At 65.3% G+C, this 6924-nt stretch carries 8 protein-coding genes; 4 read left to right on the top strand and 4 right to left on the bottom strand.

Going from position 1 to position 6924, the window contains the following annotated elements:
* A partial coding sequence (locus DYI24_RS17895) for a polysaccharide deacetylase family protein (protein ID WP_164573260.1) occupies nt 1-967 on the top strand: 967 nt, incomplete at its 5' end.
* 151 nt (nt 968-1118) lie between these two features.
* Nucleotides 1119-2093 (top strand): DUF2336 domain-containing protein, encoded by a 975-nt coding sequence (locus tag DYI24_RS17890; protein ID WP_164573259.1) that lies wholly within the window; start codon nt 1119-1121, stop codon nt 2091-2093.
* 128 nt (nt 2094-2221) lie between these two features.
* Here DYI24_RS17890 and DYI24_RS17885 read toward each other — a convergent pair whose 3' ends face one another.
* From DYI24_RS17885 to DYI24_RS17875, 3 genes are all read right to left on the bottom strand, one after another.
* Nucleotides 2222-2563 carry a DUF1491 family protein gene (locus tag DYI24_RS17885; protein WP_164573258.1) on the bottom strand — a complete coding sequence of 114 codons (342 nt, stop codon included), beginning with the start codon at nt 2561-2563 and terminating at the stop codon, nt 2222-2224.
* Nucleotides 2564-2704: 141 nt separating this feature from the next.
* Nucleotides 2705-3505, bottom strand: a complete 801-nt coding sequence (locus DYI24_RS17880; RefSeq protein WP_349627792.1) for a peptidoglycan-binding domain-containing protein — start codon at nt 3503-3505, stop codon at nt 2705-2707.
* A complete protein-coding gene (locus DYI24_RS17875) occupies nt 3498-5327 on the bottom strand; it encodes a PAS domain-containing sensor histidine kinase (protein WP_164573257.1) in 1830 nt (609 codons plus the stop codon). Before DYI24_RS17875 ends, DYI24_RS17880 begins: the two co-directional genes overlap by 8 nt.
* Nucleotides 5328-5733: 406 nt before the next feature.
* Here DYI24_RS17875 and DYI24_RS17870 point away from each other — a divergent pair, with 406 nt between their 5' ends.
* Nucleotides 5734-6156, top strand: a complete 423-nt coding sequence (locus DYI24_RS17870; protein ID WP_164573256.1) for a DUF5330 domain-containing protein — start codon at nt 5734-5736, stop codon at nt 6154-6156.
* A gap of 115 nt (nt 6157-6271) precedes the next feature.
* Nucleotides 6272-6700: a SufE family protein gene (locus DYI24_RS17865; RefSeq protein ID WP_164573255.1), complete on the top strand. Its 429-nt coding sequence runs from the start codon at nt 6272-6274 to the stop codon at nt 6698-6700.
* A gap of 27 nt (nt 6701-6727) precedes the next feature.
* Here the strand turns inward: DYI24_RS17865 and DYI24_RS17860 are convergent.
* The coding region (locus DYI24_RS17860; protein WP_246701290.1) for a DUF6456 domain-containing protein at nt 6728-6924 on the bottom strand (197 nt) is incomplete at its 5' end.

Here is a 6924-nt window from a genome sequence, read left to right as displayed (position 1 = left end):
CGCTCCCTCCGCTTCGGAAGAAATCACCACCGGCACGATCGCTGCGCGCTGGCCGACGCCCGGCGGTACGCCTCCCCGTGCAGCGCAGAGCCCTGCCCCGAACATCCAGCCGGCCCGCGCGACCGCCGCTGATCCCGCGATGACCGCCAAGCCCGCTGCGCTGCCGGCCCCGGCGCCGGCCCCGGTGCGGCAGGCCTGTAGCAATCCGAACGCGCTGGGCATCTCGCGCACCGTCGAGATCGACACCTCAGGCGGCCCGGGTCTCGGCATGTCGCAATATCGCGACTATGACTTCCTGCAGCCCGGCGAAGTCGCCCTGACCTTTGACGACGGCCCGTGGCCGGTAAATACACCCGCGGTGCTGGCAGCGCTGGAGGCGCAATGCGTCAAGGCGGTGTTTTTCCCGATCGGCAAGCATGCGAGCTGGCACCCGGCGATCCTCAAGCAGGTGATCGCCGCCGGCCACACCGTCGGTTCGCACACCTGGTCACACGTCAATCTCGCCAGCAAGCCGTTCGCCGAAGCCAAGAATGAAATCGAGAAGGGCATCAGCGGCGTGGTGCAGTCCGCAGGACAGCCGACCGCGCCGTTCTTCCGCTTCCCGCAACTCCGCCAGACGCCGGAGCTGAAGGCATATCTAGGCGAGCGCAACATCGCGACGTTCTCGATCGACGTCGACTCCGAAGACTTCCGAATTCACAAGCCCGATCAACTGATCAACGGCGTGATGGCCAAGCTCAAGAAGGCCGGCAAAGGCATCCTGCTGATGCACGACTTCCAGAAGTCGACCGCGCAGGCCCTGCCCGAGCTGCTCGCGCAGCTCAAGGCCGGCGGCTACAAGATCGTGTTCATCACCGCCAAGGACCGGGTGACCACGCTACCGGAGTACGACGCTCAGGTCGCGCCGGCGCAACCGACCGCTTCGACCGCAAAGCCGATCGCCAACGTGATCCGCACCGTCGATTAGCAGCGGCTGCTACCAAAATCGTGACTTCGACAGACGGGCGCTTCAAGCGCCCGTTCTTGCGTCTCCGACCTGCTTAACAAACCGTTGAGCTTAACTGGCTGTTAAAGCGACGGGGCTAAGCTTCCGGTAACTCGTACCATTTTGCGCCGCCATGACAACGTTCACACCCTTTCCCGGATACGACGGGCTGATGTCGCTGTCGCGCCGCGAAGGCGTCGACATTCGCCCGACGCTGCTCAGGGTGCTGACCGATCTGTATGTGCAGAGCCCGTCGCACACTGACGAGGAAGAGCGGCAGTTCGTCGAGCTGACATCGCGGCTGATCGATGAGGTCGACGATGCGACCCGCGCGGTGGTACGCGCCCGGCTGTCGATCTATCCGCATACCCCCCGCGCGATCGCGCTGCGGCTGTCGCTATCGCCCTCAACCGATCAGCGCGTGCCTTTAGCCGCACCGATCCCCCCGGCTGATACCGCAGCTCCGGCGCGGCCGGCGCCGCGTATTCCGACCGAAGCCGAACAGCGCGCGTCCAGCCTGTCGATGCAGCCGGAAGACGCTGCGCAGCTGTCGGAGATGTTCTTCTCGGCGAGTTCGCAGGAGCGGACGCAGATCCTGTACAATCTTGCCGAGACGCCGCTGCGTCCGGCGGCGCGGATTCATCTGCCGCGGGCGATGCGGGCGATCGAAGTACTCCACATGGCGGCCTATGTGTCCGACGTCGAGAACTTCACCGCCGAACTCGGTGACGCACTGCTGCTCACGGCCCCGACGGCCGAGCGCGTCGTGTTCGATGAAGGCGGCGAAGCGCTCGCCTGCGCCCTGAAGGCACTGGGGGTCAAAAGCCAGGTGTTCGAGCAGGTACTGATGTTCCTCGACCCGGTCAAAGGCTCGTCAGTCGAGTGGGTGTACCGGCTGTCGCGGCTGTACGATCGCTTGAGCGAACGCGCGGCGCTGATCATGCTGGCGGCTTGGCGCGGTGCCACCGTCGCTTCCACGCGCGCCAAATATCGCGCGGCACTTTACGACGATGAACGGCAGCGCGCCCGCAGCGCAACGCCGCAGGCCCGCCCTGCGGTCCAGCCTGGCGCCATCTGGACGCCACGCACCGGCACGACGCGCGGTTAGCGCGCTTCATTGGAAGTCGTTTAGTTCGTAATACTCGTCATGGCCGGCGGTACCGCGGCCATCCACGGCTTCTCCCAAGACGTGGATGCCAAGGCCGAGCCCGGCATGACCCGGCAGAACAGCTTCGATTATTTCGCCAGATCGAGAAAGTGCCGCCCGGCGCGGTCTTCGGTTTCGACGATCCAGACGTCGGGATCGAACCGGATTTCCTTGGCGAGACGCGCTTCGACGTCGGCTTCGGATTGGGGCGCCTGCGACGCCGGCACGAACACACGTTCGAATGGGCGCTCGTCGTCGTAGGCGGTCTGTGGCGCCGGCACGTACAGCATCGCTTGTCCGTCCAAGGTCGCGACCTTGACGAACACCGCTCCCGCGTCCTCGGCCCCACGCCGGCGCACCGCGCCGAACACGCCCTCGGTCTGGCAGCGCCGCAAGTAAGCCGACACCCAAATCGCACTCTTCAGTCTCATGGGGTGGCTTGTAGAGGATTTTGGGATTGGAGCAAATCGGAAGCGGTGATCGCCCGTCAGAGACGTCGCGGCCTATGTCCCCCAAAATCAAGAGAAGCGACAGCGGTGTCTTTCAGGCAGACGGCCGCTGTCGACTTAGCACTAGTCGATCGGATGGCCGATCATCAACCCAAGCTCGCGGACCACGCGGTCGGAGATCTGCCCCGTGACCGGCAGGTTGCGCGAGCGTTCGAAGCGAGCGATGGCGGCTTGGGTGTCTGAGCCGGCGGTGCCGGTCGGCTTGAGCTGGCCATAGCCATATTGCGTCAGCGCGCGCTGCACCGAAGCGACACGGCGGGACGACGGAGCGGCGGCCTCGCTAGCACCACTCGGGATCGCAGCCGGCGGCCGCGGCGCATTGACCGACGAGGCAGCGCTATGCGGCGCCGTCGCGCGCACCAGATTGCCGAGCGGATCTTCGGCTTCGGCACGGCCGCGCACCGGACGCGCGTCCGGCCGACGCGTGTCGGCAGCCTTCGCCTCGACGGGGCGCACCTCGACCGGCTTCGCCTCCACCGGCTTTGCGGCTTCGACGGGTTTTGACTCAGGCTTGGTTTCGGACGGCTTCAGCTCGGTCACGGTCGGTTCGAGCAGCTTCTGATCGAGCACCTTGGTGTCGGCACGCGCCTCGGCGTCGACCGGGCGCGGACGCGGCAACGTGACGATCGAAACCGACGCCGACGGCGCCGCCTTGCCGAACATCGGCGATGGGTGTTGGCCGGCCTGCATGAAGATCGCATTGGTCACGATCGCGATCACCGCGGCCGAGGCGAACATCGCCGCGACGAAATCCTTCGGGCTCGACAGCATCAGCCGCATCGCAAATCCACGCTCCTCGCTGTCCGCAACGGCTGCCGCCGCACCGCGACGCCGCGGTGCATCGTCCTTTCGCGTCTTAGGCACTCTTCTTCACCTGGTAGTCTGTCGCCGGCGAGTCTGCCGGCATCGCCGGGTTCAACGTCGTCACGTTGCTCGCTGCCGGCAATGCCAACGGCAGCGACACCGTAACGGTGGTACCGCAATCGATCTGGCTCTGCACCTCGATCTCGCCGCCGTGCATCCGCACCAGGCTCTTGACGATCGACAGCCCGAGGCCGGTGCCCTCGTGGCGGCGCTGATAGGTCTTTCCAGCCTGGAAGAACGGATCGCCGAGGCGCTTCAGATCTTCTTCGGCAATGCCGACGCCGGTATCGGTAACGCGCAGCACCAGCCGGGTGCCTTCGACCGCGGCCGAGACGGTGACGGTGCCGCCCCGCTCGGTGAACTTGATCGCATTCGATACCAGGTTGAGCAGGATCTGCTTGAACGCCCGCGGATCGCCGACGACTTCCGGCAGGTTTTCCGGCGCGCGGGTGACGAGATCGATCCCGCTGTCGCGCGCCTTCAGCGCCAGCAGATTGCAGCAGTTGAGCAGTGCGGGGCGCGGTGCGAACGGCTCAGGCACGATCTCGAACGAGCCGGACTCCATCTTCGACATGTCGAGGATGCCGTTGACCACCGACAACAGATGCTGACCGGAATCGTTGATGAGCTGCGCGTATTCCTTGCGCCGCTCCGGGCCGAGCATCAGCACGTCGTCCTGCAGGATCATGTCGGAAAAACCGATGATCGCGTTCAGCGGAGTCCGCAGCTCGTGGCTCATGGTGGCGAGGAAGCGGCTCTTGGCGGCATCGGCGCGATCGGCTTCGGCGCGCGCTTCGTCGAGCGCCTGCTCGTGGATCTTGCGCTCGGTAATGTCGCGCATCACCGCGACGACTTCGGTCTCGCCTGCATTGGCGGCGGTCGTGGCGAGGCTGGGTTCGAGCGGCCGGCAGCGCATCTCGACCCAGACGAATTCAGCGGCCGACGGCCGGCCGCGCTCGTCGCGCGCGACCTCGCGGCGAATGCGGAATTCGACGCTGCCGGCCTCGCGGCCGCGCGCCGCATCGGACATCGCCTTCAAGTAAGCCGGACGATCGGCGACGTGAACGCGATCGAACAGGCCGTGTTCGGCGAGGCGAGCTACCGGCGTGCCAAGCAGGTTCTCGGCCGCCGGCGAAATGAAGCGCACCGCGCCGTTACGATTGTGACGCGAGATGACGTCGCTCATGTTGCGGGCGAGCAGCCGGTACCGCTCTTCCTCGACATTCAGCAGCGCGCCGTTGGTTCGCGCCAGCCACACCGCACCGTAAGCAAGGCCGGAGGCGTACAGCGCAGCCGAGGTGATACCGAACGCAGCGAGCGTCGCGCTCGACGCGGCACCGGCGGTTTGCACCGGCAAAACGCCAAACAACCCGAGCCCGATCAGCACCGCGGCGCCGCCGAGCGCCAGCGACGCCGCGAACATCACGGCGCGACGCGAGGCCGACAGCGCCGCTTCGATCGGGATCACCACCAGCCATACGGCCGCGAAAGATTGAATACCACCGGTCAGTGCGGCGACGCCGATCACCAGCGCAGTCAGCGCCAGCGATGACAGAAAGTGCGCCTGCTCGTAGCGCCCAGTGCGCGACAGGAACCACGCCACCAGAATAGGCGCAATCAGCCACGCAAACGCAGCTGCCTCGAGCGCCGTCGGAGCGCCACGCAAAACCAGATACAGTGGAAAGGCCGCGAAGGCGGCGAGGCTTCCGAGCAGACGCGGCGCAAGGAACGCACGATGCCGTGCAGTCGTCAGCGCGTCATAGCGCGCCGACGGATGCAGCAATGCATCGAGACATTCACCGATGATCCTGGATACTGCCACGCTTCTCGCGCTCGCTGGTCGCCTCGTAACGGGAGGCATTGTGGCGCCTCACGTGTGGTTGGCCGAACCTGTCAGAGCGACATTAAACGAACACTAAGGCGACCGCAGACGATGGCGTTCGGCCGCTTCTCCGCGGGTCGGCGCACCGCATTCAACCCGAATGGTGAACGCATGGTTTCAGCGACCGCCGCGATATGGTTTCGAATTGGTGGACGCAAACAGCGTGCGCGGTGAGAAAGCGTGCAACGTCAATCGAATATTTACGCCGAATCGGCTCGGCGGTGTTTTCAGCCGATTTCACTCGGATTGTAAGTAACCGATCCACTCCGAATTCATTGACCTTCGCTACGACGGAGCTCGATTGCGAGACCAATCGCAACGGGGATTTGGACGACGGGGTCGCGAGATGTTCTTTCTGCTTCGCTTGGCATTTTGGATCGGAGTGGTCCTGGTGTTTCTGCCGCGCGAGTCGACACCGGATTCGGAGAAGCTGCCGCAGATCGGCGCCTCGGAGGCGGTGTCTGCAGCGAGCGCCGCGGTGTCGGACTTCAGTCAATTCTGCAAGCGCCAGCCGGCGGCTTGCGAAGTCGGCGAACAGGCCGCGACGGTGATCGGCCATCGCGCGCAGGAAGGAGCGCGCAAGCTGTATCAGATCATCACCGAGAAGCGCGGCGAACCGACCGGTGCCATCGGCGGCGCCGATGCGCCTGATCCGTCGCTCGCGCCGCGCGACACGCTGACGGCGGAAGATCTGAAAATCGAGTGGAAGCTGCCCGGCGCCGAAACCGCATCGACCGATGCGGTCGCAAAGCCCACTGCCACCAATTAGGGCAATTCACGACCATCGGAGCAGGCGATTCTCGCTTTCGACCGCCTGCGAACCCATATATCTGTCGGTACAGGTTCCATCGCGAGCGAACCGCTACCGACAGATACGGGTCACGATGACGATTGACGAGATCAGGGACAATTTCGCGCTGCTCGACGAGTGGGACGACCGCTATCGGTACGTGATCGAACTCGGCCGCATGCTCGAGCCGATGCCCGAGGAAGAACACTCCTCCGCCAACAAGGTGCAAGGCTGTGCCAGCCAAGTTTGGCTGTCGCGCAAGCTGTCGCATAACGCCAACGGCGAGCCGGTGCTGAGCTATCTCGGCGACAGCGACGCGCACATCGTCCGTGGTCTGATCGCGATCCTGCTGACGCTGGTGTCGGGCCATACGCCGAAGGAGATCCTGGCGACGGAACCGATCGCGGTGTTCGACGAACTGGGTTTTCGCGAGCACCTGACGCCGCAGCGTTCCAACGGCCTGCGCTCGATGATCGAGCGGATCAAGGCCGACGCTCGCGAGACCCTCGCCGCTTCGACCTGACGGACCGCTGGCGGCTGATCCGCCGCCTCACGGCACCACAAACGCGGCATCGTCCGCTAGCCAGCTTCGCAGCCGCGCGGCCTGTGTAGTCCGGGGCGCAAGGCCGTAGTGCCGTGCCAACCGGTCCAGCGCGAGCTGCAGCACCACCTTGGCGGACCGCGACGGCCAGGCGCGTTCGCGCTCGACGTCCTCCAGCCCGCGCAGGAAGCAACAAACGTCGAGCA

The sequence above is a fragment of the Rhodopseudomonas sp. BR0C11 genome (genome assembly GCF_010820945.1).
Taxonomy (GTDB): Bacteria; Pseudomonadota; Alphaproteobacteria; order Rhizobiales; family Xanthobacteraceae; genus Rhodopseudomonas; species Rhodopseudomonas palustris_H.
This window is presented reverse-complemented; position numbering and strand designations above follow the sequence as displayed.